Consider the following 25315-nt stretch of genomic DNA (forward strand, 5'->3'; position numbering starts at 1 on the left):
ATGCTGCCGTTTGGCGTGGCCGTGACCCGAAGCTCGGCGGATTTGGAGGCGTGGGTCACGTCGCGCGCCTTCGGCTGTCCAGAGGGAAGGCGATGAACTCGGTCTTTCCGTATGATGCGGCAGCCAAGCTACACAGAAACCCCGCCCGCCGCCACACCTCCGGCCTGCATTTCAGGCTTGGGCCAAGCAGTTACAGTGAAGTAAAAATGGCACACTTGCGGTTTATTGTCCGGCAGCAACAGTCATGCCAGATAGGTTGTTGTCCTCGCTTCTGAAACCACGCGCCGCCTCAGAAGAGTTGCGCGGGTAACCAGGTGGCCAGCGCCGGGAAGAGCATGACAAGCGCGATGGCCAGCAACTGCAACAGCACATAGGGGACGACGCCGCGGTAGATGTCCCCCGTGCCCACCCCCGCCGGCACCACCCCGCCCAGGTAGAACAGCGAGAAGCCGAAGGGCGGCGTGAGGAAGCTCGTCTGCAGGTTCAGCGCGATCAGCACCGCGAGCCAGATGGGGTCTATCCCCATGGCCAGCAGCACCGGACCCACTATGGGCACCACGATGATCGTGATCTCCACGAAGTCGAGGAAGAAGCCCATCAGGAAGATCAGCACCATCACCGCGACCAGCGCGCCATGCGCGCCGCCGGGGATGAGCGAGAGCAGCTCCTTCACCGTCTCGTCGCCGCCCAGGCCCCGGAACACCAGCGAGAAGAGCGTGGCGCCGATCAGGGTCGCGAAGATCATGGCCGTGATGGTCATGGTGGAATGCGACACGGCGGAGAGCACGCCGCCCCGGAAGGTGCGCCACAGCGCCAGCGCGATGCCCGCCGCCAGGATCACCACCAGCACGCCGGCGACGCCGATGGCGATGCGATCGGACAGCGGGGGTGCGGCGCGGCCCAGCCGCATGTCGAAGAAGATGCCCAGCATCACGAGGCCCACCGCGGCCAGCCCCGCCAGCCAGATCATCCAGCCGCGCGGGCCCGCCTGGCGCAGCCCCGCGAGCAAGGTGGCACCAATGGCCCCCACCGAGGCGGCCTCGGTCGGCGTCGCCACCCCGCCCAGGATGGAGCCCAGCACGGCCACCACCAGAATGATGGGCGGCAGCAGCGCGCGCAGCAGCTGGCCGGTGGTGATGCGCCCGGCCTCCTCGGGCGCCATGGCCGGGCCCATTTCGGGCCGCCACAGGCAGAGCAGCAACTGGTAGAGGATGTAGAGCCCCACCAGCATCAGCCCCGGGATCATGGCGCCGGCGAAGAGCTGCCCCACCGAGACCGTCTGCACCGAGAACAGCCCCTGCGCCAATTGGGCCTGCTGGTAGGCGGCCGAGATGACCTCGCCCAGGATGACCATCACGGTGGAGGGCGGGATGATCTGCCCGAGTGTCCCCGCGGCACACACAGTGCCGCAGGCGAAGCGCTTGTCATAGCCGCGCCGCAACATGGCCGGCAGCGCGATCAGCCCCATGGTGACGACGGTGGCCCCCACGATGCCCGTGGAGGCCGCCAGCAGCGCCCCCACCACCGAGACGCTGATGGCAAGCCCGCCCCGCACCGTGCCGAAGAGGCGGCCCATGGCCTCCAGCAGCTCCTCCGCGATGCGGGAGCGTTCGAGCATGATGCCCATGAAGACGAACAGCGGGATCGCGACCAGCGTCTCGCCCGTCATGGTGCCGAAGATGCGCTGCGCCAGCGCCGCGAGCAGGAAGGTGTCGAAGACGCCGAGCAGGATGCCCGCCGTGCCGAAGACGATGGCGCAGCCCACCAGCAGGAACACCACGGGAATGCCGGTGAGGATCAGCCCGCAGAGCGAGGCGAACATGAGCAGGTCCAGCACCTGCCCGATGGCGGCGGTGCTCATGCCTCGCCCTGCCTTTGGCGGTGCGGGAAGTGGTTCGTGGCCACCCCGGTCAGCACCGCCACGCAGCGGATGCCAATGGAGACGGCCTGCAAGCCCAGCAATATCCCCATGGCGGGGATGAGCGATTTCAGCGCGGGCACGAAGGGCACGCCGCCCAGCGCCATGGGCCCCTCATTCTGCATCCAGGACCGCGCCGCGTAGTCCCAGGACGCCCAGACCACCAGCGCGCAGAAGGGAAGTGCCGCAACGATCACGCAGACGAGGTCCACCGCCGCCTGCCGCCGCACGGACCAGCCGGCGTAGAAGACATCCACCCGCACATGCTGGTCCACCATCCAGGTATAGCCCATGACCAGCATGAACAGCGTGGCATGGATGTAGATCACGCTCTCCTGCATCCAGACGAAGGAGGACCCATAGGCGTAGCGCAGCACCACGACGATGAACTGCACCAGCACCACGCCCAGCGCCAGCCACTTGACGCCCTGGGCCAGGAAGCGGCTCAGGGCGTCATGCGCGTCGGCGGCACGCAGCAGAAAGCGCAAGCCGCTCAGCCCCAGCGGATGGGCAGGGCGCGCGAGTTGAAGTTCCCCGCGTAGGATTGCAGCATGTAGGCGGCGCTGCGGTTGCGGAACTCCGCGTAGCTGTCGGCGATGCGCTTCACCAGCGGGTCCTGGTGGGCGCGCAGCTCGGCCAGGATTTCGCCCGCGATGTTGCCGAAGGCGATCAGCATGTCGCGCGGCACTTCCTTCACCTGCACGCCATGGCGCGTCACCAGCTCATTCAGCGCGATGGGGTGGCGCACGTCGTATTCGCTGGTCGTCTCCTCGTGCAGCGACAGGGCGCAGAAGCGCACCACGGCCTTGAGGTCGTCCGGCAGGGCGTTCCAGCGGCCCATGTTGATGCCGATTTCCTCGGCGGAGGACGGTTCCTGCACGCCCGGGTAGTAGTAGTTCTTCGCCACCTGGTGCAGGCCGAGCGGCAGGTCCGAGAAGGGGCCGACGAACTCGGCGGCATCAATGGTGCCCGATTGGAGCGCGGCGAAAATCTGCCCGGCCGGCAGCGACACGACCGAGGCGCCGGCGCGGCGGAACATCTCGCCGCCCAGGCCGGCGGTGCGGTAGCGCAGGCCGCGGAAGTCCTCGAGGCTGTTCAGCTCGCGGCGGAAGAAGCCCATCCATTGCGGGCCGCTGTCGCCCACGATGAAGCCCTTCACGCCGAAGCGGGCATACATCTCGTCATACATGGCCTGGCCGCCGCCATGCATCATCCAGCCCTGCCGCTCATAGGCCGTCATGCCGTAGGGGAAGCTGCCGAAGAAGCCGATGCCGGGCGACTTGGAAATCCAGAAGGACGGCACGCCGTGGTAGAGGTCGGCCGTGCCGGCGGCCACCGCGTCGAAGGCGCCGGCGGGGGGCACCACCTCGCCGGCCGCGAACAGACGCACCGTCAGCCGCCCGCCCGACATCTGGCCGATGCGGTCGGCGCAGCGCTGTGCCGCGACACCCGGCCCCGGCAGGTTGCGCGGCCAGATGGTGACCATGCGCCACTCGATCCGGCCCTGGCTGAGGGCGGGGGTGGCCAATGTCGCGGCGGTCGCGGCCGCGGCCGAACCGATGATGGTGCGTCTTTGCATCTTCGTCTCTGCCTCTTGTGTTCTTGTGGGTGGTGTCAGGTGAAGCGGGGGAAGTCCGGCCCTTCGAGGGGCGCGCCATCGGCCAGGCGCAGATGCCGCATGGGAGGTGAGCCTCGGCCGCCACGGTCGCGGAACACCGCGTCATCGCCCACCCAGCGCGCCGAGAACACGCGCCGCCGCCGCTGCGGCGAGGTGTTGGCCGGCGCGCCGTGCATGGTGCGGTAGTGGAAGGCCACGGCATCGCCAGGCTGCATCTCCCAGCCCAGGATGCGGTGGCGCGCGCGCTCGGCGTCGATGTCGGGCATGTCCTCGCGGTCATCGCCCTCATAGAGGTCCGTGCCGTCGAAGCGCTTGGGCTTCAGCGCCTTGGTCCAGAGATGGCTGCCCGCCACGCATTCCAGCGTGACATCGCGCCCCACGGGGTCGAGGGGAATCCAGAAGCTGACGCTCTGCTCGGCCTCCACGCAGTAATAGGGCGAATCCTGGTGCCAGGGGGTGACGAGGCTCGTCCCCGGCTCCTTCACCAGCACATGGTCGTGGAAGAAGCGCGCACCCTGGCTGCCCATCAGGCGGCGGGCGATGGCGGCGCCCGGCCCCTGTTCCACGAAGGCGCGGAATTCAGGGATGCGCTGCCAGTTGCACAGGTCCTGGAAGAAGCGCGCGCTGCCATCCTTGGGCGTGTAGCTGCGCTCATTGGGGCCGGGATGGGCCATCAGCGTCTCGATGCCGGCGCGCAGCTTCTCCACCCACTCGGCGAAGGCGCCGCGCAGAAGGATGGCGCCATCCTCGGCGAAGGCCTGAACCTCGGGGTCGGTGGTGGTGGCGGCTTGGTCCATGCGGGTCTCTCCCTGCGCGGCGATGCTGCGGTTGCGGTGTCAGCCTGTAAAGCGGTGCCGCGGCCTCATGTGCCGATTCCCAGCGCCGGCAGCTTCAAGCCTGTGCGGCGGGCGTGCTCGATGGCCAATTCATAGCCAGCATCGGCATGGCGCATCACGCCCGTGCCGGGGTCGTTCCACAGCACCCGGGCCAGGCGCTTCGCCGCGGCCTGCGTTCCGTCGGCCACGATCACCATGCCCGCATGCTGCGAGAAGCCCATGCCCACCCCACCCCCATGGTGCAGCGACACCCAGGAGGCGCCGGAGGCCGTGTTCAGCAGCGCGTTCAGCAAGGGCCAGTCCGACACCGCGTCCGAGCCATCACGCATCGCCTCCGTTTCGCGGTTGGGCGAGGCGACGGAACCACTGTCCAGGTGGTCCCGTCCGATCACGATGGGCGCCTTCAGCTCGCCCTTCGCGACCATCTCGTTGAAGGCGAGGCCCAGCCGATGCCGGTCCCCCAGCCCCACCCAGCAGATGCGCGCGGGCAGGCCCTGGAAGGCGATGCGCTGCGCGGCCATGTCCAGCCAGCGGTGAAGGTTGGCGTCATCCGGCATCAGTTCGCGCACCTTGGCGTCGGTGCGCGCGATGTCCTCCGGGTCGCCGGAGAGCGCGGCCCAGCGGAAGGGCCCGATGCCGCGGCAGAACAGAGGCCGGATATAGGCCGGCACGAAGCCCGGGAAGTCGAAGGCGTCCGCCACCCCGGCTTCCTGCGCCATCTGGCGGATGTTGTTCCCGTAGTCGAGCGTGGGAATGCCCAGGCGGTGGAAGCCCAGCATCGCCTCGACATGGGCGGCCATGGAGCGCTTGGCCGCCTGCACCACGCCATCCGGGTCGCGCTCGCGCCGTTCCTCCCATTCGGCCAGCGTCCAGCCCGCCGGGAGGTAGCCGTTCAGCGGGTCATGCGCGCTGGTCTGGTCGGTGACCACGTCGGGCCGGATGCCGCGGCGCAGAATTTCCGGGAAGACCTCCGCCGCATTGCCCAGCAGTCCCACCGAGACGGCGCGGCCCTCGACGCGCGCGGCCTCGATCATGGCCAGCGCCTCATCCAGCGTCCCCGCCTGCGTGTCGAGGTAGCGCGTGCGCAGCCGCATCTCGATGCGCGAGGGCTGGCATTCCACCGCCAGCATCGAGGCGCCCGCCATGGTCGCCGCCAGCGGCTGCGCGCCCCCCATGCCGCCAAGCCCCCCCGTCAGCACCCAGCGCCCGGCGAGCGAGCCGCCGTAATGCTGGCGCCCGACTTCCGCGAAGGTCTCGTAGGTGCCCTGCACGATGCCCTGGCTGCCGATGTAGATCCAGGAACCGGCCGTCATCTGGCCGTACATCATCAGCCCCATGCGATCGAGCTCGTGGAATTTTTCCCAAGTTGCCCAATGCGGCACGAGGTTCGAATTGGCGATCAAGGCGCGCGGCCCATCCTCGGTGGTCCGAAAAATGCCGACGGGCTTGCCCGACTGCACCAGCAGCGTCTCATCCGGCTCAAGCCCTTTCAGGCTGGACACGATGCGGTCAAAGCTTTCCCAGTCGCGCGCGGCGCGGCCGATGCCTCCATAGACCACCAATTCCTGCGGGCGTTCGGCCACGGCGGCGTCGAGGTTGTTCATCAGCATCCGCATCGCCGCCTCGGCCGCCCAGCTCTTGCAGGTGAGTTCGGGACCGTGCGGGGCGGTGATGATGCGGCTGTTGGCCATGCGGCTCATGCGTCGGTGTCCAGCTCGGGCAGGGGGTGGGCGGTGGCCGCGGCGAGCGTGCCGTCCCGCACCAGGGATGTGGCGGCGGCGATGTCGGGGGCCAGGAAACGGTCCGCCACCAGGGGTGCGATGCGCGCGCGGATGGCGGCATGCGCGGCCTCCAGCGGGGCGGAGGAGGTCAACGGGCGCCGATGCTCCAGCGCCTCCGCCGCCGCCAGCGCCTCGATGCCGATGATGGCCGCCGCGTTCTCCGCCATCTCCAGCAGGCGGTAGGCGGCGTGGGTGGCCATGGACACATGGTCTTCCTGGTTCGCCGAGGTCGGGATGCTGTCCACCGAGGCCGGCGCGGCCCGCTGCTTGTTCTCGGAAGCAAGCGCCGCCGCCGTCACCTGCGCGATCATCAGCCCCGAATTCAGCCCCGCATCCCGCGCCAGGAAGGCCGGCAGGCCGGACATCACCGGGTCCACCAGCAACGAGATGCGCCGTTCGGCCAGGTTGCCGATCTCGGCGAGCACAAGGGCGATCTGGTCGGCCGCGAAAGCCACCGGCTCCGCATGGAAGTTGCCGCCGGAGAGGATGGACCCATCCTCCATCACCAGCGGGTTGTCGGTGACGGCGTTCGCCTCCACCGCCAGGGTGCGGGCCGCGAAGCGCAGCAGGTCCAGCCCCGCGCCCATCACCTGCGGCTGGCAGCGCAGCGAATAGGGGTCCTGCACGCGGTCATCACCCTCGCGGTGGCTTTCGCGGATGGCGCTGCCCGCCATCAGCCCGCGCAGCGCCTCGGCCACGTCGCGCTGGCCGGCATGGCCGCGCAGCGCATGGATGCGCGCGTCGAAGGGCGTGTCGGAACCGCGCAGCGCGTCCACCGTCAGCGCCCCCGAAACCAGCGCCGCCTGGAACACGCGGTGCGCGGCGAAGAGCCCCGCCAAGGCCAGCGCCGTGGACACCTGCGTGCCATTGATCAGCGCCAGTCCCTCCTTGGGGCCGAGCGCCACGGGCGAAAGCCCCGCGCCCGCCAGCGCCCGCGTGGCCGGGACGTTCGGCAGCACCGCGCCTTCGCCAAGCATCGCCGCCGTCATGTGCGCCAGTGGCGCCAAATCGCCCGAGGCGCCGACCGAGCCCTTGGCCGGGATCAGCGGCAGCACGTCGCGCGCGCGCATGGCCTCGATCTGCGCCACCACCTCCCACCGCACGCCCGAGGCGCCGCGCGCCAGGCTTGCCGCCTTCATCGCCATGATCAGCCGCACCACGGGTGCCGGCAGCGGCGCCCCCACCCCGCAGGCATGGGAGAGGATCAGGTTGCGCTGCAAGGCCGCGAGGTCCGCATCGCCGATCCGCACCGAGGCCAGCTTGCCGAAGCCCGTGTTCACGCCATAGGCCGTCTCGCCCCGCGCGATGACGCCCGCCACCGCGGCCGCGCTACGCTCCACCGCCGCCCGCGCACCCTCGTCGAGCGGCGTCGCCGCCCCCTCCAGCACCGCGCGCCATTGTGCCAGCGTGACCGCGCCCGGCGTCAGGCTCATGCCCGCACCCCTCCATGATACCGTGCCCAGAGCGGCGAGGGCCCGATTTGCGCCACCACCTGCGCCAGGCTGTCCACCGACCACAGCGCCAGGTCCGCGCGCTTGCCCGCCTCCAGGCTGCCCGCCTCCGCCTGCAGCCCCAGCGCGCGGGCGGCGTGCAGCGTCATGCCGCGCCACACCTCCTCCACCGTCATGCCGAACAGCACGCAGGCGAGTGTCGCCGAGACGCGCAGCGAGGCGATGGGCGAGGAACCCGGGTTCAGGTCCGTCGCCACCGCCATGGGCACGCCTTCCGCGCGGAAGGCCGCGATGGGCGGCTTGCGCGCCTCGTTCAGCATGAGGAAGGCGCCGGGCAGGATGACGGCCACCGTGCCCGCCTGTGCCATGGCCGCGGCCCCGGCATTGGAGCAGTATTCCAGATGGTCGGCCGACAGCGCGCCGAAGCGCGCGGCCAGCGCCGCACCGCCCGTGTCGCTCAACTGCTCGGCATGGGATTTCACCGGCAGCCCCGCCGCGCGCGCCGCGGTGAAGACGCGGGCGCATTCGGCGCCGGTGAACGCGATGCCCTCCTGGAAGACATCCACCGCATCCGCCAGCCCCTCTGCGGCCAGGGCGGGGATCATGCGGTCGCACACCAGGTCGAGGTAGCCGGCGCGCGTGTTGTCGGCCGGCACGGCATGGGCGCCGAGATAGGTGGCGCGCACCGTCACCGCCCGCTGCCCCGCCAGGGCACGCGCCACGCGCAACTGTCGCCGCTCGGTCTCCTCGTCGAGCCCGTAGCCGGACTTCACCTCGACGGTGGTGACGCCCTCGGCCAGCAGCGCATCCAGCCGCGGCAGGGCGGCGGCGAGCAGTGCCGCCTCATCCGCCGCGCGGGTGGCGCGCACGGTGGAGGCGATGCCGCCCCCCGAGCGCGCGATCTCGGCATAGCTCTCGCCGGCCAGGCGCCGCGCGAATTCCTCCGACCGGTCGCCCGCGAAAACGAGGTGCGTGTGGCAATCCACGAGGCCGGGCGTGATCCAGCGGCCGTTGCAATCCACCCGTTCGGCCGCGTCGAAGCGCGGCGCGCCGTCGCGCGGGCCGGCATAGACGATGCGCTCCGCCCGCACCGCCAGCACGCCATTCTCGACCACGCCGAGGCCCGCGCCCCCCATGGTGGCCAGCCGCGCGCCCTCGAACAGCAGATCGGCCGGGATGCCCGCCATGCGCCAATCCTTACGTTGGTTCCTTGCGATGGGTGGACGTGCCGCTATCCTGCGGCCCGCGCGATAATGTATAGACATAATCTGCTTCGGAGATGGCCGATGCGCAAGCTGCTTTTCGCCCATGCCCTGCTGCCCGAAGGCTGGCGCCGCAAGGTGCTGGTCACGCTCGATGCCACGGGCCGCATCTCCGCCGTGGAGCCTGACGCAACCGGCGGCGAATGCCAGCACGCCATCGCCCTCCCCGGCCTGCCCAACCTGCATTCCCACGCCTTTCAACGCGGCATGGCGGGCCTCACGGAACAGGCCGGCGCCAACGAGGACAGCTTCTGGACCTGGCGCGAGCTGATGTATCGCTTCCTGGGCCGGCTCACGCCCGAGGATGTCGAGGCCCTCGCCACCCTGGCCTATGCCGAGATGCTGGAGGCGGGGTTCACCCGTGTGGGCGAATTCCACTACCTGCACCATGATGCCGAGGGCCGCCCCTACGCCAATCCCGCGGAACTGGCCGAACGCATTGCCGCCGCCGCGCAGGGCACCGGCATCCACCTCACCCTGCTGCCCAGCTTCTATGCCCATGGCGAAGCGGGCGGCGGCGCCCCCCTGCCCGCGCAGCGCCGCTTCCTGAACGACCGCGACGGCTTCGCCCGCCTGCTGGAAGCCAGCCGCGCCGCCATCGCCCCCTTGCCGGGGGCCGTCCTGGGCGCCGCTCCCCATTCCCTGCGCGCCGCCACCTTCGCGGAAATCCGCGATGTGGCCGCCATGCTGGCCCCAGGCGAGCCTCTGCACATCCACGCCGCCGAACAGCTGCGCGAGGTCGAGGCGTGCCGCGCCATCCTGGGCGCGCCGCCCCTCCAGGCGCTGCTGGACCATGTGGGCCTCGATGCGCGCTGGTGCCTGATCCATGCGACCCACGGCACCGAGGCGGAACTTACGGCCGTGGCAAAGGCGGGCGCGGTGGTGGGCCTCTGCCCCGTCACCGAGGCCAATCTGGGCGATGGCATCTTCCCCGCGCCCACCTATCGCGCGGCGGGGGGCCGCTACGGCGTGGGCACGGACAGCAATGTGCTGATCGGCGCCGCGGAGGAACTCCGCACGCTGGAATACGGGCAGCGCCTCGCGCTTCGGACCCGCAACGCGCTGGCCCCGCGCGGGGCCTCCACCGGCCGCGCGCTGTGGGATGCGGCGCTGGCGGGCGGCACCCAGGCCCTGGCCGCCGGCCCCGCCGGCATCACCCCCGGCGCCTGGGCGGACCTTGTGCTGCTCGACCCCACACACCCCGCGCTGGCCGCGCGCGAGGGCGACCGCTGGCTGGACGCGCTGGTCTTCGCCACGCGCACCTCGCCCATCCGCGAGGTCTGGGTGCGCGGGCGCCGCGTGGTGGAGGATGGGCGCCACCCCCTGCGCGCGGCAGCAGAGGCACGCGTCTCCGCGGTGCTGGGCCGCATCCTGGCCGCATGACCGACTTCCCGCTGGATGGCGAGGGCCCGCTGCACGCGCAAATCCGCCGCGCGGTGGCACATTCCATCCTCTCCGGTCGTATCCCGCCTGGTGGGCGCATCCCGTCCGAGGCGGAGCTGATGACGCTGTTCGGCGCCTCGCGCATGACGGTGCATCGGGCGCTGGCCCAGCTCGCCGCCGAGGGGCTGGTCCGCCGCAACCGCCGCGCCGGCACCACCGCAAGCCCCGAGGCGCGCGGCCGCGCCGTCTTCGAGATCTGGGACATCGGCGCCGAGATCGCGGCCGCGGGGGGCGTCCACAGCCATGACATCCTGCACCGCGGGACGCGCCCCGCCACCGCCGCCGATGCCGCGGCGCTGACCGTGGCCGAGGGCGCGCCCATCCTGGCCCTGACCACCCGCCACCTGGCCGATGGCCGCCCCGTGCAGCTGGAGGAACGCCGCATCCACCTCCAGGCCGCGCCCGAAGCGGCGGCGCAGCGCTTCACCGAGACCCCGCCCGGCCGCTGGCTGCTGGACCACATCGCCTGGACCGAGGCCGAGCACAGCATCCTCGCCACAAGCACGCCGGCGCGCATCGCCCGCTTCCTCGGCATGGCGCCGGGCGAGCCCGCCCTTGTGGTGGAACGCCGCACCTGGAATGGCGAGATTCCGGTCACTTTCGCGCGGCTCTGGCACCCGGGCGGGCGGCACCGGCTGGTGGGGCGCTTCACCGCGGGCGGGGCCGGCTTGCCAATGCCGCCAGGCCGCCCGCACCATCGGACATGACCTTCTCCCTTATCGGCCATTGCGCCCGCACGGGGCAGTTCGGCTGCGCCGTCACCACCTCGGCCATGGGCGTGGGCGCCCGGGTGCCCTTCGCCGAGGCGGGGCTGGGCGCCGTGCTGACGCAGCACCGCACTGACCCGCGCCTGGGACCGCGCGGCCTGGACCTGCTGCGGAGCGGCTGCTCGGCGGAGGAGGCCCTGGCCGCCCTGGTCGCCAGCACGCCGCACCACCGCTGGCGGCAGATCGCCATCATGGACCGCGCCGGCCGCACGGCGCATTTCGACGGCGAGGCGGTGAAGCACGCCCGCGCGGCCGTCCATGCGCCGGGCTGCGTGGCGCTCGGCAACATCATGGCCAATACGGGGGTGCCCGCCGCCATGGCCACCGCCTTCGCCGCGGACCCCGGCGAACCATTGGCCGAACGCCTGATGCGCGCGCTGGAAGCCGGCGAGGAAGCGGGCGGCGAGGGAAGGCCCCTGCTCTCGGCCTGCCTGCTCGTGGTGCATGAGCAGCGCTTTCCCTATGTGGACCTGCGCGTGGACCTGGCCGACGCCGCCCTGCCCGCGCTGCGCCTGATGTGGAACCGCTACCGCCCCGACATGGACGAACATGTGGTCCGCGCGGTGGACCCGGAGGCCGCGAAGCCGCCCGTGCTGTAGTGTCCGATCGGCTACGGTGGAAGCACCGAAGCCGTGAATCGGCCGCGCCGGTAAGCCATCAGCCCGCCAGAAGCCCCTCGCGCAGCGCCGCCCATCGCCGTGCGATGGCCGGCAGCAGGAAGCCTTCCAGATGCGCGCGCCCCATCTCCACGCGGCACGCGCGTTCCTCCGGATGGGTGGCGAGGTGATGGATGGCCTCGGCGATGGCCGCGGGCTCATCCGGGTCGGCGTAGAGCGCGGCCTCGCCCGCCGCCTCCGGCAGCCCGCCCCGGCGCGAGGCGACCAGCGCCGCCCCCGCCCCCAGCGCCTCCTGTGCAACCCGCCCAAAGGGCTCCGCCCAGCGGTTGGGCATGACGATGATGGAAGCGCGCGCCATCCGCGCGAGAGTGGCGGCGTGGTCCAGGTAGCCCAGCATCTCCACCCCCGCCGCTTCCGCCTGGCCCCGCAAGGTGGTGACGAAGGGCGTGTCCGCCCGGCCGCCGAACCACGCATCCCCCACCATCTCCGCCCGCCATCCCGGCAGGCGCGGCAGGGCGCGGGCGCAGGCGGCCACGAAGCTGTCGGCGCCCTTCTCGGCATTGAGCCGCCCCACGAAGAGGATCAGCGCCTCGCGCGGGCCGGGGTCGGCCGGGAAGGCGGCAGGGTTATGCGGGTTGGGCATGACATGGACGCGGGGCGCCAGCGCGGCCGGCAACCCCTCCAGGAAATCCCGCCGCAGGAAATCCGAGACACAGGCCACCGCGCGCACCTGGCGCAGCAGCGCGGCACGTTCCTCCGCGCGGCGCAGCCCCCCCATGCCCGAGGCCGCGTTGTGCAGCACCAGCACCACCGGGCAGGACAGGGCCTGCGCCAGATGCAGGGCAAGGGGGGCGCGGTTGTGCGCCTCCACCACATCGGCCGGGTGGGTGCGCAGCCGGCGCGCGGCGGCGCGGGCATGGGCGCGATTGCGGCCGAGAAAAGCCAGCGGGCCGGGCGACAGCCCCTCGAAGCGGCAGCCCTCGAAGGGCGCGTCCTGCAGGGGGCTGCCCAGCACCATGGCCTCCCAGCCCGGCGCGGGCGCGCGGGCCAGGTCGCGCACCACCAGCGCCACGCCGCCCGCGCCCCGGGGGCCGAAGCGCTCCTTGGCGGGCAGGACCATCGCGACGCGCCGAGGGGCGAACATGTCCCCGGCTTACACAATGGACCGGCGGGGGGCCAGCCTTGGCCCACCGGCCCCAGCCTGTATAACCGCGCCGCAATCCAGGGAGGTCGCGTGGAGCAGACCAGCACGACACCGCCCAACTGGCTGCGGCGTCTCGACGGGCCGGGCAGCGTGCTGGCCATGGCGGTGGGGGTGGCGATCCCCTGGGTGGTCACCGCCTCGCGCTCGGTGGCCGAGGCGGTGGTGGCGGGGCTGGCCCTGGGCTTCGTGCTTCACCTGCTGGCCACCCGCAACGCCGCCCCGCTGCGCGCCCCCTGGTTCCTGCTCGCGGCCGCCTATTGGGCCTGGCTGGTGCTGGTGACGGCGCTGGCCGGCGCCAACCCCGACCAGATGCTGGCGGCCCTGGGCTGGGGGCGGTTTCCATTGGCCACGCTCGCCATCGCGACCTGGGCGCTGGCCAGCGCGCGCGCGCAGCGCCTGGCGCTGTGGGCGCTGACGGGGGCGGTGGTCTTCGTGGCGCTGGAAGTCTGGCTGCAATTCACCTTCGGGCATGGGCTGGTTCGCTCGGGCGATGCGCTGCCTGGCTATCTCTCGGGGCCTTTCCTGCGGCCGCGGGCGGGGGGGTATCTCTCCGTGACGCTCTGGCCCGTGCTGCTGCCGGCGGTGGTGGCGCTGGCGGCCCATGGGCTCTGGGGGCGGGGCGCGGGGGTGGCGCTGGTGGCGCTGGCGGTGGGGGCGGTGATCCTGGCCTCGCAGCGCAGCCCGCTGATCATGGTGCTGTTCGGGCTCGGGCTCGCCGCGCTGGCGCTGCGGCCATTGCGGGTGCCGGCGCTGCTGGCGGTGCTGGGGGTGGCGGGGATGCTGGGGCTGGCCGCCATCTTCGCCCCCATCACCTTCTACCGCTACGCCGTCCACCTGCCGCAATTGCTGGCGGGTTTCCCGGAGACGCATTACGGCCAGATCCTGGCCCGCGCGCTGGCCATGGTCGAGGCCCATCCCTGGCTCGGCGCCGGCGCCGAGGCCTTCCGCACCGGCTGCTACGACCCGCGCTTCCACATCGGCTGGGGCGGCGTGGGCGATGGCGGCGGGGCCGCGATGTGCGTCACGCATGTGCACCATTTCTACCTGGAGGCGCTGGTGGATGCCGGCATTCCAGGGCTGGTGCTGTTCACCGCCTCCTGCCTCGCGCTGCTCTGGGCACTGGGGCGTGGGGCGCTGGGCGATCCGCTGCGGCTCGGCCTCTTCCTGTCGGCGCTGATCGCGCTCTGGCCGGTGGCGACGGCCGGCGCCTATGCGGGCATAGACCAGGCGGCCTTGCGGGTCTTCCTGATGGGGCTGGGCCTGGCGCTCGCCGCCCGCCCGGTGGCCAACGGGGCGACCTGAGCGTGCAGACCGTCATCTGCATGAAGTGGGGCACGCTCTATGGCCCCGAATACGCCAACCGCCTGCACGCCATGGTGCGGCGGAACACCAGGCGCCCGCTGCGCTTCGTCTGCTTCACCGAGGATGCCACGGGCCTTCACCCGGGCATCAAGGTGCAGCCCCTTCCCCCCATCCGCATCCCCGCCCACCACCAGCGCTTTCCCTGGCGCAAGATGTCGCTCTGGGGCGAGACCCTGGGCGACCTGATCGGCCAGGTGCTGTTCCTCGACCTCGATCTGGTTGTGACCGGCGATGTGGATGGCTTCTTCGACCACGCGCCCGAACAGGATTTCGTGGTGATCCGCAACTGGACCTCGCGCGCCCCCGTGTCTGGCGAAAGGGCCATCGGCAACACCTCCTGCTTCCGGCTGCGTGTGGGATCCAACGCGCATCTGCTGGCCGCGGTGGAGGCGGATTTCGACGGCATCTTCGCCGCCCACCGCATCGAGCAGGCCTTCATCTCGCGCCACGTCCAAAGCATCGCCTTCTGGCCCGAGGGCTGGTGCGTCAGCTTCAAGCATTCCCTGCTGCCGCCCTGGCCCGCGCGGCTGTGGCGGCCGGCGGCGCTGGCGCCGGGCACGCGCCTCGTGGCCTTCACCGGCAAGCCCGATGTGCATGACGTGCTGGACGGGCGCTGGCCCGCGCCGTGGTACAAGAAATTCTACAAGTCGCTGCGCCGGCCCGACTGGGTGGCCGAACACTGGCGAGAATAGCGCCTGATCCACCGTGCTGAAGCGACCGCCCAGCCTCAGAACCAGCGGCGCACCTTGGCCTTGTAGTCGAGGTAGTCCTGGCCGAAGCGGCGCTCCAGATAGGCCTCCTCGCGCCGGACCACGAGGAAATCCAGCGCCAGGAAGATGCCCCCCACGGCCAGCCACCCCCACAGCGTGCCCCAGACCAGCGCCATGCCCGCCGCCACCAGCAGGAAGCCCGAATAGATCGGGTTGCGGCCCAGCCGGAAGGGACCGCGCGCGACGAACTGGCTGTCGGGCTTGTCCGGTCGCGGGTCATTGCCGGCGCGGACCAGCACCAGCAGCGCCCAGCCCATCAGCAGGAAGGCCAGCAGCATCACCGGCAGGCCGAGTTCGGGCGCGGGCGGGCCGAGCATGACGGGCGCCAGCCAGTTCAGCGCCCAGGCCAGCAGCAGCCCCGCCAGCACCATCAGCGGCGGCGGCACCTTCACGCCGGGGCCGTGCATGTCCTGCTCAGGCGGGGACATCGGCCGCACCCTCGGGCAGCGTCATCCAGGAGGGCGGTTCGGGGATCAGCCGGGCCGCGCCGCAATCGAGCGCGCCGTCCCGCAGCGCCTCCATCCGCAGCAGCGCGAGGCCCCGCCCCTCACGGCCGGAGCGCATCTCGCCCACCTCCGTGCCGCCGCGCGTGACGGGGGTGCCGCGCGCCGGCAGGGGCCCCTCCACCCGCACCGGCACCAGGCGGCGCTTCACGAGGCCCCGATACTTGGTCCGGGCCGTCAGCTCCTGGCCCATGTAGCAGCCCTTGGTCCAGGAGACGCCATGCAGCTCGTCGAAGCCCGCCTCCAGCAGCACCGATTTTTCCGCATCCATGTCGCGGCTGCCGTCGGGAAGCCCAAGGCCCAGGCGGTGCACATCGTAATCCTGGGCCGTGGCGTCGCTGGACAAGGGTGCGGGCGAGAGCACCCGCCAGCCCGCCTCCGGATGGCGCGGGTCACGCCGCACCAACCCCGTGGCCTCCGGCGCCGCGCCCCAGGCGGCATGGACATGCCACTCCTCCGAGGCATCCCGCAGCGCCACCTTGCTGCGCAGCCGGAAGCGCGAGAGGCGCTGCACCAGCTCCGGCACCTGGGCGCGGTCGGCGTCCAGCAGCAATGCCTCGCCTTCCGCGACCAGCAGGAAATCCGCCAGCCACTTGCCCTGGGGCGACAGCAGCGCGGCCCAGACGGCCGCCTGCCCGTCGGCGGCGGCCACGTCGTTGGAGATCAGCCCTTGCAGGAAGGCGACGCGGTCCGCGCCCGTCACCTCCACAACGCCCCGTTCGGGGAGGAATGCCATGGTCATGAACGGGATATCGGGGGCCGAGCCTCCCGCCTCAACCCCATGCATGATACAGCGCGCGGGTGGAAATCCTGTTCATCACTTCGAGCCGCATCGGGGATGCCGTGCTCTCGACCGGCCTCGCCGAACATCTGCGGCTGGCCCACCCCGAAGCGCGCTTCACCATCGCCTGCGGCCCCGCCGCGGCCGGGGTGTTTGAGCGCATGCCAGGGCGCGTGGCCACGCTGGTGCTGCGCAAGCGGCGCTTCGCCGCGCATTGGCTGGGCCTCTGGGCGACATGCGTGACGCGCCGCTGGGATCTGGTGGTGGACCTGCGCGGCTCGGCCTTCGCCTGGACGGTGCCGGCGCGAAAGCGCGCGGTGAAGCGAGGCGGAAGGCGGCCGGGCCACCGCATCCTGCACATCGCGGAAGTGCTGGGCGTCACCCCCGCGCCCCGCCCCGTGGCGTGGTGGGCGCCCGAGGATTTGGCGCGCGTCGAACCCCTGCTACCCCAGGAACCCTTCCTGGTGCTCGGCCCCACGGCCACCTGGGCGCCCAAGATGTGGCCCACCGAGCGCTTCGTGGCCTTGGCCCAGAAACTGACGGCGCCCGGCGGCCCCCTGCCCGGCGCACCCATCCTGATCCTGGGCGGGCCGGGCGCGGAGGAGGCCCGCATGGCGGCCCCCCTGCTGGCCGCCCTGCCCGAGGCCCTGCCCCTGATCGGCACGCTCTCCATCCCGGAGGTGACGGCGCTGCTCTCGCGCGCCGCGCTCTATGTGGGCAATGATTCGGGGCTGATGCACCTGGCGGCGGCGGCGGGCGCGCCCACCCTCGGGCTGTTCGGCCCCTCCATGGTGAGCGAATACGCGCCGATCGGCCCACGCGCGCGCCCGGTGGTGGCACCGGGCCGGGCCGGGCATGCGCCCATGCGGGGCTTGAGCGTCTCGGCCGCCCTGGCGGGTGCGCGCGAATTGCTGGCGCCCGAGCCGGTGGCCTGACCATGTTCGTCGTCGTCACCCAGAATTTCGCGCCGGATATCGGGGGCATTGCCATCGTGATGCACGCGCTGGCCGGCGCGCTGGCGGCGGAGGGGCCCGTCGAGGTCTTCGCCCACCGCATCCGCGGCGGCGGGCCTGAGCTTGAGGGCCACCCCTACACCGCCCTGCACCGCTTCGGCGGCCCCAACCCGCTGCGCGGCTGGCGCAAGGGCTGGGCGCTGCGCGGGCCGCTGGCCAACCCCACCCTGCGCGGCGTGCTCTGCGACAGTTGGAAGAGCGCCGAGATCCTGCCCCCCACCACCGCCCCCGTGCTGGTGCCGGCCATGGGCATGGAATTCCCCCCGAACCCATCCCCGCGCCGTGTGCGCCGCATCCGGGCCGCCCTGGCAAAGGCGAGCGTGGTGCTGCCCATCTCGCGCCACACGGCGGCGGCGGTGGCGCCCTACCTCGCCCCCGGCGCGCGGATGGAGATCATCCCGCCCCCCATCGCCCCCCAGCCGGATGCCACCCCCGAGGCGCGGGCCACCCTGCGCGCGCGGGTGGGCCACGGGCCGCTGCTGGCCACGCTGTGCCGCCTCGAAAAGCGCAAGGGCGTGGACCGGGTGATCGCGGCCCTGCCCGCGCTCTTGCCGCGCCACCCCGGCCTCGCCTTCGCCATCGCCGGCGAGGGCGAGGACCGCGCCCGGCTGGAAGCCCTGGCCGCCGAGCTGCGCGTCACCCCTCACGTCCATTTCCTGGGCCGGGTGGATGACGCGCAAAAGGCCGCGCTGCTGGCCGAGTGCGCCTGCTTCGCCATGCCGGTGCGGCGCGAGGGCGCCTCGGTGGAGGGCTTCGGCATCGTCTATCTTGAGGCCGCCTGGCATGGCCGCCCCTCGCTCGCCGGCCGCGAGGGCGGCGCGGGCGATGCTGTGGAGGAGGGGGTCACCGGCCTGCTCTGCGACGGCCTGGACCAGGCCAGCGTCACCACGGGCCTCGCCGCCCTGCTGGACGACCCCGCCCGCGCCGATGCCATGGGGGCGGCCGCCGCGCGCCGCCTGCACGAGGGCTTTCTGCTCGACGCCATCGCCCGCCGCTTCCTGGACCTGATGCCCCCGCGCGGAGCCGTGGATTGAGCGCCATCGCGGGCCTCGCCCTGCGCGGGCGGCGCGTGCCCGATGCGGCGCCGCTGGAGGCGCTGTCCGCCGCCCTGGCCCATCGCGGCCCCGCCGCCGGCCCGCCGGTGCTGGGCCCGGGCCTCGGGCTGGTGGGGCGCGGCCTGCCGGCCGAGCCCCTCTCGGCCGGCGCCGCGATGCTTGTGGCAAGCCATCTCCTGGCCTCGCCCGAGGCGCTGCGCACGGCCCAGGGCCTGCCCGAGGCGCGCGACGCCGAACTCCCGCTGCTGCTCTATCGCCGCCGGGGTCTCGATTTCGGCGCGGGGCTGGGCGGCGCCCATGCGCTGGCGGTCGCCGACCACGCCATGCGGCGCCTGGTGCTGGCGCGCGACGCCTTCGGCCTGGCGCCCCTCTATTTCGCGGAGACCTCGCTGGGGGTCGCCTTCGCCTCCGAACCCGGGGCGCTGATCGCGGCCGGCTTCGCGACACCCCGGCTGCGCCCCGCCGCGCGCGACGAATTGCTGCAACTGCGCTTCACCACCGGCGCCGAGACCATCTTTGAGGGCATCCAGCGCGTGCTCCCGGCCGAATGCCTCGCCATCGCGGGCGGCGCCATCGTGGAACGCCGCCGCGCGCCGCCCCTGCCCGAGGGCGGCCCCGAGGCCATCTCCGAGCCCGAGGCGCTGGCGCGTTTCGAGGCCGCCTTCCTGGCCAGCCTCGCCGCCCGGCTGGAAGGTCCCACCCCCGGCCTGCTGCTGACCGGCGGCGCGGGGGCGGCCGCGCTGGTCGCAGGCGTGGCGCGCCTCGGGCTACCCCCCCTGCCCGCCTTCGCGCCCGTGCTGGAGGGCCAGGCGGCACCCGGCGACGCCATTCCCGTCCCCGTCACGCGCGACGCCTTCTGGGCCTGCCTGCCCGCCCTGGCCCAGGCGCTGGACGACCCCTCGGCCGAGCCCGCGCATGTGCTGCACTGGCTGCTGGCGGAGGCGGCGCGGGGGCAGGTCCCGGCGCTGCTGACCCCCGATGGATCGAGCGAATTGCTGGCCGGCCATGGCCGCCACCGCGCCGCCATGCGCCCCTGGTGGCTCTGGGGCCGGGCCATGCGCGCCCGCGGCGCCTTCGACCGGCTGGAGACGCTGGGCATCGAGCCCCGCGCCTGGCGCGACGGCATCGCGGCCGCGGAGACGGCCGAGGCCGGTTCGGGCCGCAGCCGGCTGCAGGTGGCCCAGGCGGTGGACATGGGCGACTGGCTGTCCAACGGTCTGCTGGGCGGGCTCGATCGCTGCTGCGCGCGGCACGGGATCGAGGCGCGGGCGCCCTTCCTCGATGCCGGCGTCGTCGCCGCCACCTTCCGCCTGCCCGATGCGCTGAAGGTGCGGGGCGGCGAGGGCAAGCATTTGCTGCGCCGCTGGCTGGGCACCCCCTCGCCGCGCACGACGCCGCGCCTGCCCCTCGGCGCCTGGCTGGAGGCGGAGGCGGCGCGGCTCGGGCCCCTGGTCGCGCGCCAGCCCGGCGTCGCGGAAATCTGCCGGCCGGGCCGGGCAGAGGCGCTGTTCCGCCGCGCCACCGACCGCCGCGCGGGGGCCGCCGCGTGGAACCTGCTCTTCTACGCGCTGTGGCACCGGGTGCATGTCGAGGGCGTGGCGCCGCGGGGCGATGCCTTCGAAACGCTCGGCTGAATTCAGGGAGCTGGCGCCTCAGCCCGCCAGCAGCCGCGCCGAATAGCCGCCGATGAACAGGCCCAGGATCAGGTCCGTGATGACGAAGAGCGCCGCCGTGCCGCCGGTCACGTTCAGCGCCACCCGCACCACGAACCATTCGAGCCAGACGGCATAGCCCAGCGCCGCCAGCCCCAGCATGTTCGCGAGCCACCCCGGCAGGCCCAGCGCGGCCAACACGGCCATCGCTACCAGCAGGATGAACTGGACGACATTGGTCCAGTTCCAGGCGGCCATGAATTGCGGCCATTGCTCGGCCCGGCCCGCCTGTGCCGCCAACGGCAGCGAGACCACGGCGAAGGCCGTCCAGGAGAGCGTGTAGCCGATCAGCTCCACCACCAGCGCGGTGGGGATGCCCACCTCCGGCGTCCCGCGCGTGCCGTAGGAGAGCAGGCGCATCACGAGGAACAGCGGCAGGCAGATCAGCGCCGCGCGGAAAGAGGCGCGGGCGGTGGCGAGGTCATTGGGCAGCAGCGCCAGCCCCTCGGGCCGGCCGCGCGCGAAGAGCAATGCGGCCGCGAGGCCCGCGGCGCTGCTGGGGTTCAAGCCAGGCACTCCTCCAGGATGGCCGTGTAGACGCGCGACAGGGTGCGGAGGTTCTCCACCCCCGCGCGCTCATCCACCTGGTGGCCCGTCGCGCCGATGTCACCGAACTCGGCCACCGGGCAGAAGGCGCGGATGAAGCGGGCATCGGAGGTGCCGCCGCCGGCGTTCAGCTCCGGCTCCTCGCCGGTCGTGCGGCGGATGGCGCGTTGGAGTGCGTCCACGAAGGGGCCAGGCTCGGTCAGGAAGGGGTCGGCGTTGCTGTCGGCCTGCATCTCGTAGCGGCAGCCGGCGGCGGTGAGTGCGGCGTTCAGCCGCTCGATCAGGCTGGCGCGCGTGTGCAGGTCGTTGAAGCGGATGTTGAGCATCGCCCGCGCCGTGGCCGGGATGACGTTGGCCGCCGTGTTGCCCACGTCGAAGCCCGTGATCTGCAGCGTGGAGGGCGGGAAGAACTCCGTGCCCTGATCCAGCGGCGCGGCCAGCAGCGGCGTCAGCGCGGCCATGAGGCGATGCACCGGGTTGTCGGCGCGGGCAGGCATGGCGCTGTGGCCCTGCTTGCCCTGCACGGTGATGCGCGCGGTCAGCGAACCACGCCGGCCGATGCGGATCACGTCGCCCACATTGCGCGCGGAGGAGGGCTCACCCACCAGCGCCATGTCGGGCACGAGGTCGCGCTCGGCGAGCCAGGGCATGACGCGCGCCACGCCGTCCACGCTGCGCGCCTCCTCATCGCCCGTGATCAGCACGCTGATGGTGCCGGGGTGGTCGGGGTGGGCGGCGATATAGTCCTTCAGCCCCGCGAGGAAGGAGGCGACACCGCCCTTCATGTCGTTGGAGCCGCGGCCATAGAGCCAGCCTTCCCGCACCACGCCCGAGAAGGGGTCATCCGTCCAATGCGCGGGGTCTCCCGGGGGCACCACGTCCGTGTGGCCGCAATACATGAAGTGCGGCGAGGCCCCGCCGCCCTTCATGGCGAAGAGGTTGTCCACCCGCCACTCATCCGGCCCGAACACCAGGCGCGAGCATTGGAAGCCAAGGCTCTCCAGGAAGCGCTGCACCACGTCGAGCGCCCCATGGTCGGCCGGGGTGACGGAGGGGCAGCGGATCAGGTCCTGCGCCAGGGGAATCGGGTCGGTGAGCGGCATGGCGGTCAATCCCGCAGCAGGTCGTTGATGGCGGTCTTGGCGCGGGTCTGCGCGTCCACCCGCTTCACGATCACGGCGCAGTAGAGGCTCGGCCCGGGCGTGCCATCGGGCAGCGGCTTGCCGGGCAGCGAGCCGGGCACCACCACGGAATAGGAGGGCACGCGGCCCACGAAGATCTCACCCGTGTTGCGGTCGATGATCTTGGTGGTGGCGCTGAGGAACACACCCATGGAGAGAACGCTGCCCTTCTCGACGATGACGCCCTCCACCACTTCGGAGCGCGCGCCGATAAAGCAATCATCCTCGATGATGACGGGGTTGGCCTGCAGCGGCTCCAGCACGCCGCCGATGCCCACGCCGCCCGAGAGGTGCACGTTCTTCCCGATCTGCGCGCAGGAGCCCACGGTGGCCCAGGTGTCCACCATGGTGTTCTCGCCGACATAGGCGCCGAGATTCACGAAGGAGGGCATCAGCACCACGTTGGGCGCGATGTAGGCCGAACGCCGCGCCACGGCGCCGGGCACCGCGCGGAAGCCCGCCTCCTTCCAGCGGTTCGGGCCCCAGTCGGACCACTTCAGCGGCACCTTGTCGAAGGCGCCGGCGCTGGTCGCCATGGGCGCGCTGTCCTCGATGCGGAAGGAGAGCAGCACGGCCTGCTTCAGCCACTGGTTCACCACCCAGCCATTGTCGGTGGGCGCGGCCACGCGGGCCTGGCCGCGGTCCAGCATGTCGAGGGCGCTCTCGATGGCGTCGCGCGCCTCGCCGCGCGTGCCGCTGTTGAGCGTGTCGCGCTTGTCCCAGAGGGCTTCGATGGTGGCTTGCAAGGTCATGTTCGGTCTCCTCCCGCTTGCATCGCAGCGCCTTGCCCCCCCGTCAATCGCGCCGCAAGCCCGCCCAGCGCGGCGTCGCAGAGGAAGGCCAGCGCGGCGGTGGCCGCGGCCCCCTGCAGGATCAGCAGCTCGTTCATCGTCTGCAGGCCGAGGATGATGGGTGTGCCCAGCGTCGCCGCCCCCGCGAGCGAGCCCACGGCGGCGGTGGCGGCCGCGAGCAGCACCGCCGTCCTGACACCCGGCAGCATGGCGGGCCAGGCGAGCGGCAGCACGACGCGCCACAGCGCCTCGCGCTCCGTCATGCCCATGGCGCGGGCGGCGAGCACGGCATCGGGCGGCGTGGCCTCGACGGCGGCGATGGTCGCGCGCAGCACGGGCATCACGGCGTAGAGCGCCAGCGCCAGCAGGGTCGGCGCCGCGCCGAAGCCAAGTGCCGGGAAGGCCAGCGCCACCACCACCACGGGCGGGATGGCCTGGGCCGCGGCCGCACCCGCATCGGCCACCGGACGCAAGGCGCGGCCCGCGCCGGAGGGCCGCGTCACCCACAGGCCCACCGCGATGCCCAGCAGGATGGCCGGCCCCGCGCCGCCCAGCACCAGCAGCAGGTGCTGCCCCGCGAGGCCGAGCAACCGGGCGGTGTCGAAGGGGGTGCCCTCCAGCCCCAGGCCCCGCGCCAGCATCGCGGCGCCCGGCGCGCTGGCCAGGAAGGCCAGGAGGGCCGCCAGGGCCAGGGCCGGAAGCGGCCTCATCGCGGCAGCAGCGCGGACCAGGGCAGGTGCCGCCCGCCCACGGCCAGCACGGGCGCGCCATGTTCCTGCATCAGGGTCCAGGCCTCGGCGAGGCTCGCCTCGGGTGCGATCACGGGCGCGCCCGCCGGCGCGGGGCCGTCCAGCGCCGCCCCCTCCACCCGCAGCAGGGAAAGCCGCCGCAGGGCCAGCGCCTCCGCCCCGAACAGCGCGCGCAGGAAAGGAGGTGCCGGGGGTGCCGCCAGCGCCGCCGCCTCGCCCGCCGCGACCAGTTGCCCCTCGCGCAGCACGACGAGGTGGGTGGCAAGTTCCAGCGCCTCGATCGGGTCATGCGTGACGAGCAGGATGGTCTTGCCCGTCGCCGCATGGATGCGCGTGAGTTCCGCGCGCAGTTCCCGCCGCACGATGGGGTCCACCGCGCCGAAGGGCTCGTCCATCAGCAATATGTCGGGGTCGGCGGCGAGCGCCCGCGCCAGCCCCACCCGCTGCGCCTGCCCGCCCGAGAGCGCCGCCGGGCGGCGCCCGGCCAGCGCGGGGTCCAGCCGCACCAGCGCCAGCAATTCCTCCACGCGCGCCGCGATGCGCGCCGCCGGCCAACCCAGCAGGGCCGGCACGGTGCCGATGTTGCGCGCCACCGACCAATGCGGGAACAGCCCCATGGACTGCATGACATAGCCGATGGAGCGCCGCAGCCGGGCGGGGTCGGCCGCCGCCACATCCTCGCCCCGCACCCGCACCCGGCCGGCGCTGGGGGTGGCCATGCGGTTCACGAGGCGCAGCAGCGTGGTCTTGCCCGAGCCCGATGGCCCCACCAGCACCGCCAGCGCGCCGGCCGGGATGGTGACGGAGACGCCCCGCACCGCCTCCGCCGCGCCGAAGCGCACCGTGACATCGTCGAATTCGATCATGCCCGTCGTTCCATGGCGCCCAGCCCCGCATCCACCGCCAGGGCCAGCGCCACCACCGGCAGCGCGCCCAGCAGGATGAGGTCGGTCGCGAACTGCGACATGCCCTCGAAGACCAGGGCACCTAGGCCGCCCGCGCCGACAAGCCCCCCCAGCGTGACCAACCCCACCGCCTGCACCGCCGCCACCCGCAGCCCGCCCAGGAAGTGCGGCAGGCCGAGCGGCAGCCGCACCCATGCCAGCATCCGCCCCCGCCCCATGCCGAGCGCGGTCGCGGCCTGGATCACGGCAGGGTCGGTCGCGGTCAGCCCGGTGCGGAGCGCGCGCAGCAGCGGCAGGGAGAGATACAACGCGATGCCGATCAAGGCCGGGGTGGCCCCGATGGCGCCGAAGCCCGCCGCACGCAGCCCCGGAAAGGCGCCCAGCAGCGCCGCCAGCAAAGGCACCAGCAGGCCAAACAGCGCGATGGCCGGCACCACCTGCACGCCGCCCAGCAGCGCGTCGAAGAAGGCGGCCAGCCGGGCGGAGGCGAGCCCCGCCAGCGCCAGCAGGCTGGCCAGCGCCGATGCCAGCCCGAGGGCGGACAGGGACAGCCAGAGATGCGTGGCCAGCGCCGCCCCCACCGCCTCGCGCCGCGCGCGGAACTCGACGGCGAGCGAGAACCCGTCCAACACCCCGCCCCAGGCCAGCACGCCCAGGCCCAGCACCAGCAGCGCCGCCGCCAGCAGGCGGCGTTGTCCCGGCCAGAACACCAGCGCCGCCAGGGCCGCAAGCGCCACCCAGGCGGCGCTGCCCAGCGTGGCGCGGGCCGCGGGCGCGGCACCGTCCAGCAGCGCGGCGGCGCCAGCACCCAACCCCGCCAACAGCACCAGCAAGGCGCCAGCGGCGGCCAGCGGCGCCAGGCGCCAAGGCGCGGCACCCAGCGCCAGCAAGGGCACGGCCAGCCAGGCCCAGCCCGGCAATACATCGTGCGCCGACAGCGGCGCCCCGGGCATCAGCCGGTTGGGGGCAAGGGACAGCGCATCCGGCCCCAGGATCAGCGCCGCCAGCGCCAGCCCGGCCGGCAGGAGGCGCGGCCAGGTGGGCGCCACC

Annotated in this window: 24 protein-coding genes; 8 read left to right on the forward strand and 16 right to left on the reverse strand. The window is 72.8% G+C overall.

The window, feature by feature from the left end; translation table 11 throughout:
* Positions 1-289 precede the first annotated feature (289 nt).
* From GGQ83_RS08315 to hutI, 7 genes are all read right to left on the reverse strand, one after another.
* Complete coding sequence (locus GGQ83_RS08315) at positions 290-1861, reverse strand: TRAP transporter large permease (protein WP_184383310.1); 1572 nt, start codon at positions 1859-1861, stop codon at positions 290-292.
* Positions 1858-2406 carry a TRAP transporter small permease subunit gene (locus GGQ83_RS08320; protein ID WP_184383311.1) on the reverse strand — a complete coding sequence of 183 codons (549 nt, stop codon included), beginning with the start codon at positions 2404-2406 and terminating at the stop codon, positions 1858-1860. The genes GGQ83_RS08315 and GGQ83_RS08320 overlap by 4 nt, the downstream gene beginning before the upstream one ends.
* 5 nt (positions 2407-2411) lie before the next feature.
* Positions 2412-3497, reverse strand: a complete 1086-nt coding sequence (locus GGQ83_RS08325; protein WP_184383312.1) for a TRAP transporter substrate-binding protein — start codon at positions 3495-3497, stop codon at positions 2412-2414.
* Positions 3498-3532: 35 nt separating this feature from the next.
* Positions 3533-4333 carry a phytanoyl-CoA dioxygenase family protein gene (locus GGQ83_RS08330; protein WP_184383313.1) on the reverse strand — a complete coding sequence of 267 codons (801 nt, stop codon included), beginning with the start codon at positions 4331-4333 and terminating at the stop codon, positions 3533-3535.
* 65 nt (positions 4334-4398) lie between these two features.
* A complete protein-coding gene (gene hutU / locus GGQ83_RS08335) occupies positions 4399-6072 on the reverse strand; it encodes a urocanate hydratase (RefSeq protein ID WP_184383314.1) in 1674 nt (557 codons plus the stop codon).
* Complete coding sequence (hutH, locus tag GGQ83_RS08340; protein WP_184383315.1) at positions 6069-7586, reverse strand: histidine ammonia-lyase; 1518 nt, start codon at positions 7584-7586, stop codon at positions 6069-6071. The genes hutU and hutH overlap by 4 nt, the downstream gene beginning before the upstream one ends.
* Positions 7583-8791: an imidazolonepropionase gene (gene hutI, locus GGQ83_RS08345; protein ID WP_184383316.1), complete on the reverse strand. Its 1209-nt coding sequence runs from the start codon at positions 8789-8791 to the stop codon at positions 7583-7585. Before hutI ends, hutH begins: the two co-directional genes overlap by 4 nt.
* Before the next feature lie 99 nt (positions 8792-8890).
* On the opposite strand from hutI, the gene GGQ83_RS08350 reads away from it, so the two are divergent.
* Genes GGQ83_RS08350 through GGQ83_RS08360 form a run of 3 tightly spaced genes read left to right on the forward strand, consistent with a single transcriptional unit; the run spans position 8891 to position 11675 of the window.
* Positions 8891-10249, forward strand: coding sequence for a formimidoylglutamate deiminase (locus GGQ83_RS08350; RefSeq protein ID WP_184383317.1), 1359 nt, complete (start codon positions 8891-8893; stop codon positions 10247-10249).
* Positions 10246-11016, forward strand: coding sequence for a UTRA domain-containing protein (locus GGQ83_RS08355; RefSeq protein WP_184383318.1), 771 nt, complete (start codon positions 10246-10248; stop codon positions 11014-11016). Before GGQ83_RS08350 ends, GGQ83_RS08355 begins: the two co-directional genes overlap by 4 nt.
* The gene (locus tag GGQ83_RS08360; RefSeq protein WP_184383319.1) at positions 11013-11675 is read left to right on the forward strand and encodes a DUF1028 domain-containing protein; all 663 of its coding nucleotides are present in this window, start codon (positions 11013-11015) and stop codon (positions 11673-11675) included. The genes GGQ83_RS08355 and GGQ83_RS08360 overlap by 4 nt, the downstream gene beginning before the upstream one ends.
* A gap of 58 nt (positions 11676-11733) precedes the next feature.
* Here GGQ83_RS08360 and GGQ83_RS08365 read toward each other — a convergent pair whose 3' ends face one another.
* Positions 11734-12837, reverse strand: coding sequence for a glycosyltransferase family 4 protein (locus GGQ83_RS08365; protein ID WP_184383320.1), 1104 nt, complete (start codon positions 12835-12837; stop codon positions 11734-11736).
* A 90-nt stretch (positions 12838-12927) separates the two neighbouring features.
* Here GGQ83_RS08365 and GGQ83_RS08370 point away from each other — a divergent pair, with 90 nt between their 5' ends.
* Positions 12928-14199 (forward strand): O-antigen ligase family protein, encoded by a 1272-nt coding sequence (locus GGQ83_RS08370; protein WP_184383321.1) that lies wholly within the window; start codon positions 12928-12930, stop codon positions 14197-14199.
* 2 nt (positions 14200-14201) lie between these two features.
* A complete protein-coding gene (locus tag GGQ83_RS08375) occupies positions 14202-14951 on the forward strand; it encodes a hypothetical protein (protein ID WP_207017964.1) in 750 nt (249 codons plus the stop codon).
* Positions 14952-14986: 35 nt separating this feature from the next.
* On the opposite strand, the gene GGQ83_RS08380 is transcribed toward GGQ83_RS08375, so the two are convergent.
* Positions 14987-15457: a methyltransferase family protein gene (locus tag GGQ83_RS08380; protein WP_184383322.1), complete on the reverse strand. Its 471-nt coding sequence runs from the start codon at positions 15455-15457 to the stop codon at positions 14987-14989.
* Complete coding sequence (ygfZ, locus tag GGQ83_RS08385; protein ID WP_184383323.1) at positions 15444-16274, reverse strand: CAF17-like 4Fe-4S cluster assembly/insertion protein YgfZ; 831 nt, start codon at positions 16272-16274, stop codon at positions 15444-15446. The genes GGQ83_RS08380 and ygfZ overlap by 14 nt, the downstream gene beginning before the upstream one ends.
* 59 nt (positions 16275-16333) lie before the next feature.
* Between ygfZ and GGQ83_RS08390 the strand changes: the two genes are divergently transcribed.
* Genes GGQ83_RS08390 through GGQ83_RS08400 form a run of 3 tightly spaced genes read left to right on the forward strand, consistent with a single transcriptional unit; the run spans position 16334 to position 20015 of the window.
* Positions 16334-17248, forward strand: coding sequence for a glycosyltransferase family 9 protein (locus tag GGQ83_RS08390; RefSeq protein ID WP_184383324.1), 915 nt, complete (start codon positions 16334-16336; stop codon positions 17246-17248).
* 2 nt (positions 17249-17250) lie between these two features.
* Positions 17251-18360, forward strand: coding sequence for a glycosyltransferase family 4 protein (locus tag GGQ83_RS08395; RefSeq protein ID WP_184383325.1), 1110 nt, complete (start codon positions 17251-17253; stop codon positions 18358-18360).
* On the forward strand, positions 18357-20015 hold the full coding sequence (locus GGQ83_RS08400) for an asparagine synthetase B family protein (RefSeq protein WP_184383326.1): 1659 nt from the start codon (positions 18357-18359) through the stop codon (positions 20013-20015). Before GGQ83_RS08395 ends, GGQ83_RS08400 begins: the two co-directional genes overlap by 4 nt.
* Positions 20016-20033: 18 nt before the next feature.
* Here the strand turns inward: GGQ83_RS08400 and GGQ83_RS08405 are convergent, their stop codons facing one another.
* The 6 genes from GGQ83_RS08405 to GGQ83_RS08430 are packed head-to-tail and all read right to left on the reverse strand — an operon-like array spanning position 20034 to position 25314.
* Positions 20034-20600, reverse strand: coding sequence for a hypothetical protein (locus GGQ83_RS08405; RefSeq protein WP_184383327.1), 567 nt, complete (start codon positions 20598-20600; stop codon positions 20034-20036).
* Entirely contained in the window at positions 20597-21742 is a 1146-nt protein-coding gene (gene dapE / locus GGQ83_RS08410; protein ID WP_184383328.1) for a succinyl-diaminopimelate desuccinylase, read from the reverse strand. The genes GGQ83_RS08405 and dapE overlap by 4 nt, the downstream gene beginning before the upstream one ends.
* Before the next feature lie 5 nt (positions 21743-21747).
* Positions 21748-22572: a 2,3,4,5-tetrahydropyridine-2,6-dicarboxylate N-succinyltransferase gene (dapD, locus tag GGQ83_RS08415; protein WP_184383329.1), complete on the reverse strand. Its 825-nt coding sequence runs from the start codon at positions 22570-22572 to the stop codon at positions 21748-21750.
* Positions 22569-23321: an ABC transporter permease gene (locus tag GGQ83_RS08420; RefSeq protein ID WP_184383330.1), complete on the reverse strand. Its 753-nt coding sequence runs from the start codon at positions 23319-23321 to the stop codon at positions 22569-22571. Before GGQ83_RS08420 ends, dapD begins: the two co-directional genes overlap by 4 nt.
* On the reverse strand, positions 23318-24226 hold the full coding sequence (locus GGQ83_RS08425; RefSeq protein WP_184383331.1) for an ATP-binding cassette domain-containing protein: 909 nt from the start codon (positions 24224-24226) through the stop codon (positions 23318-23320). The genes GGQ83_RS08420 and GGQ83_RS08425 overlap by 4 nt, the downstream gene beginning before the upstream one ends.
* Complete coding sequence (locus GGQ83_RS08430; RefSeq protein WP_207017961.1) at positions 24223-25314, reverse strand: ABC transporter permease subunit; 1092 nt, start codon at positions 25312-25314, stop codon at positions 24223-24225. The genes GGQ83_RS08425 and GGQ83_RS08430 overlap by 4 nt, the downstream gene beginning before the upstream one ends.
* Position 25315: the final 1 nt, after the last annotated feature.

The sequence above is a fragment of the Roseococcus suduntuyensis genome (assembly GCF_014196305.1).
Lineage (GTDB): Bacteria > Pseudomonadota > Alphaproteobacteria > Acetobacterales > Acetobacteraceae > Roseococcus > Roseococcus suduntuyensis.

Coding starts and splice junctions, on each gene's coding strand:
- GGQ83_RS08315 (WP_184383310.1), bottom strand. CDS start 1,861: ATGAGCACCGCCGCCATCGGGCAGGTGCTGGACCTGCTCATGTTCGCC.
- GGQ83_RS08325 (WP_184383312.1), bottom strand. CDS start 3,497: ATGCAAAGACGCACCATCATCGGTTCGGCCGCGGCCGCGACCGCCGCG.
- GGQ83_RS08330 (WP_184383313.1), bottom strand. CDS start 4,333: ATGGACCAAGCCGCCACCACCACCGACCCCGAGGTTCAGGCCTTCGCC.
- hutU (WP_184383314.1), bottom strand. CDS start 6,072: ATGAGCCGCATGGCCAACAGCCGCATCATCACCGCCCCGCACGGTCCC.
- hutH (WP_184383315.1), bottom strand. CDS start 7,586: ATGAGCCTGACGCCGGGCGCGGTCACGCTGGCACAATGGCGCGCGGTG.
- hutI (WP_184383316.1), bottom strand. CDS start 8,791: ATGGCGGGCATCCCGGCCGATCTGCTGTTCGAGGGCGCGCGGCTGGCC.
- GGQ83_RS08350 (WP_184383317.1), top strand. CDS start 8,891: ATGCGCAAGCTGCTTTTCGCCCATGCCCTGCTGCCCGAAGGCTGGCGC.
- GGQ83_RS08355 (WP_184383318.1), top strand. CDS start 10,246: ATGACCGACTTCCCGCTGGATGGCGAGGGCCCGCTGCACGCGCAAATC.
- GGQ83_RS08360 (WP_184383319.1), top strand. CDS start 11,013: ATGACCTTCTCCCTTATCGGCCATTGCGCCCGCACGGGGCAGTTCGGC.
- GGQ83_RS08365 (WP_184383320.1), bottom strand. CDS start 12,837: ATGTTCGCCCCTCGGCGCGTCGCGATGGTCCTGCCCGCCAAGGAGCGC.
- GGQ83_RS08380 (WP_184383322.1), bottom strand. CDS start 15,457: ATGTCCCCGCCTGAGCAGGACATGCACGGCCCCGGCGTGAAGGTGCCG.
- ygfZ (WP_184383323.1), bottom strand. CDS start 16,274: ATGACCATGGCATTCCTCCCCGAACGGGGCGTTGTGGAGGTGACGGGC.
- GGQ83_RS08395 (WP_184383325.1), top strand. CDS start 17,251: ATGTTCGTCGTCGTCACCCAGAATTTCGCGCCGGATATCGGGGGCATT.
- dapE (WP_184383328.1), bottom strand. CDS start 21,742: ATGCCGCTCACCGACCCGATTCCCCTGGCGCAGGACCTGATCCGCTGC.
- dapD (WP_184383329.1), bottom strand. CDS start 22,572: ATGACCTTGCAAGCCACCATCGAAGCCCTCTGGGACAAGCGCGACACG.
- GGQ83_RS08420 (WP_184383330.1), bottom strand. CDS start 23,321: ATGAGGCCGCTTCCGGCCCTGGCCCTGGCGGCCCTCCTGGCCTTCCTG.
- GGQ83_RS08425 (WP_184383331.1), bottom strand. CDS start 24,226: ATGATCGAATTCGACGATGTCACGGTGCGCTTCGGCGCGGCGGAGGCG.